This window comes from Gilliamella sp. CG35 (assembly GCF_046635745.1).
Classification (GTDB): Bacteria; Pseudomonadota; Gammaproteobacteria; order Enterobacterales; family Orbaceae; genus Gilliamella; species Gilliamella apicola_I.
This window is the reverse complement of record NZ_JBIDFH010000033.1, coordinates 1-1,945: the sequence shown is the minus strand read 5'-3', so window position 1 is coordinate 1,945 and position 1,945 is coordinate 1. Positions and strand designations below refer to the sequence as shown.

At 39.5% G+C, this 1,945-nt stretch carries 2 protein-coding genes; both read left to right on the top strand.

Annotated features, from left to right (window positions below; translation table 11 throughout):
- On the top strand, window positions 1–1,080 hold a 1,080-nt coding region (locus ACGH4F_RS09505), incomplete at its 5' end, for a hypothetical protein (protein ID WP_411591007.1).
- A gap of 592 nt (window positions 1,081–1,672) precedes the next feature.
- Window positions 1,673–1,945: hypothetical protein (locus ACGH4F_RS09500; RefSeq protein WP_411591006.1), on the top strand; the 273-nt coding region annotated here is incomplete at its 3' end.

Sequence of the window (1,945 nt, the reverse complement as noted above, 5' to 3'; positions counted from 1 at the left end):
TATATATATATCATGCAAGTCGCAGCACCAAATCAAAGACAAGTTGGATTTCTTCGGAACCTGCCTAACGCCTTATATAGTGCGTTGAAAGTAGCTCATAGCGTTGATATAGCTGACAATATGATACGCCAATACTATCCTAACATGGCACTTACTAAGGAAGATGCTAAGGCTATTTATAAGCTTGTTAAGGGTTCTAAATCCTATTCTGCTGCTAAAAGGAAACTAAGCTCTGCGAGAGTTAAGCCTTTTCCTAAACAGATGAAAAGTCAAATTAGAGAACTTAGAAGGCTTGCTGAAGCCGATATGGGTGAGCTAATATATCGTTTTCGAAATACTTTTACAGTAAGGTCATCTGTTAATTCAATTGATCAGGGTGAGTACTTTAGTCACACATCTGATACCCTAGAGACAATTCTAGGTCAATTGCGTTACTATAATCCTTCAGCTACCACTTCTTTGGTTACGGCAGACGGTTCGGCTGGTTCATATCAGAAGGATTTTTTATTTACTAGTATATACCATAAGATCCATCTTAGGAATAACTATCAAGTTCCTGCCGACGTAACTGTATATAAGGTTCGTCTTAAGGGTGATACTTCGATTGCGCCTCTTACTGCGTTCTCGAATGGTTTGGCTGATATAGGCAATCCAGGATCTTCATCGCCTTTGGTTTATTTAACCGATAGCGAGCAATTCAAAGAATTGTATTCAATCGAATCAAGTAAATCTTTTAGGCTCTCTCCCGGTGCTACGCGAACTATGAGCCAGAGTCTTAAGAATTTGCTATACGATCCTTCTGCTCGTGATTCTCACACTGTTACTTATCAGCGTGCACATCGAAACATGTTCTTTATCGTAAGAGTTGAGGGTGTAGTAGGTCACGACAGTTCTATTGCTGAATATGGTGTCCTTCAGGCTGGTGTAGATATTCTTATTGACCGGACTTTTAAAGTAAAGTATCCGGCTGGTGCCGATATTAAATGGATCGTTGTGAACGATAGTTCTGATACCTTCACCAATGGAGGCGTTGTATCTTCTAAGCCTGTTTCTGATAATTTAGGATATTCAGTTGCTTAATGGGTTAGATTTATCTAATTGAGGAAGTATTGCTATCCTTTATGGGATAGTAAAGCGTATCTTTCCCTCAGAGCTAAATATTTGATCACCAAACCTATTTTTTTTAAAAAGCCACCATCGCTCCCTCCTCGCCCTCTTGGAAGGGCGGGGGGGTATTCCAAGCGTAGCGCGGAGGAACGAGGCTCGCGAAGCGAACGAGGCTCCGTGAGTTTGGTGACATTTTTTATTCGGAATTAATTCCGAGTAAGTTAAATAATTAATTATTTTTTTTTCAAAATTATTATCTGCGATAGTATATAAATAAGATACTTATCTTATGCAAGGCGAAGCCGCGCAGCCGACGGCGAAGAGAGACAAGTCGAAGACGCAGTCGACTAAGATTATATTTGAAGATCCCCGATCTTTTTCCAATATACTCTTTAGACAAAAGTTATTAAAAAATTTTAGAGGGAGGTATTCCCGATATAAGTGGTTTATAGGTACGTATCACGTATATAAGAAGCTCTCGAGTCGACAGAGGGCTAAAGTTGATCGTTTATCCTATATAACCGATATATTACGTAAGTATTATCCTAAGGGTACTAAGCTGTATATGACAAGGGAATTAACTAGCGATGGATACCCGCATTATCATTACTTTCTCGGTTTAGAGAAGGACGCTTGGGGTTCTGTTATAAAACAGAAGACTGTGCGTAATACCAAGCTTTGGACTCGTGAATGGAAGTTGGGTGAAACGTTTAATTATCATGATCCTTCTAACGAAGATAATGAAATAAATCCGTTCTACGTTAATAGTCGCCTCCATAAGCTAGATATGGGCGCTCGCCAAAGGTGGTTTAAATATGGCTGTCTCTTATACACATCT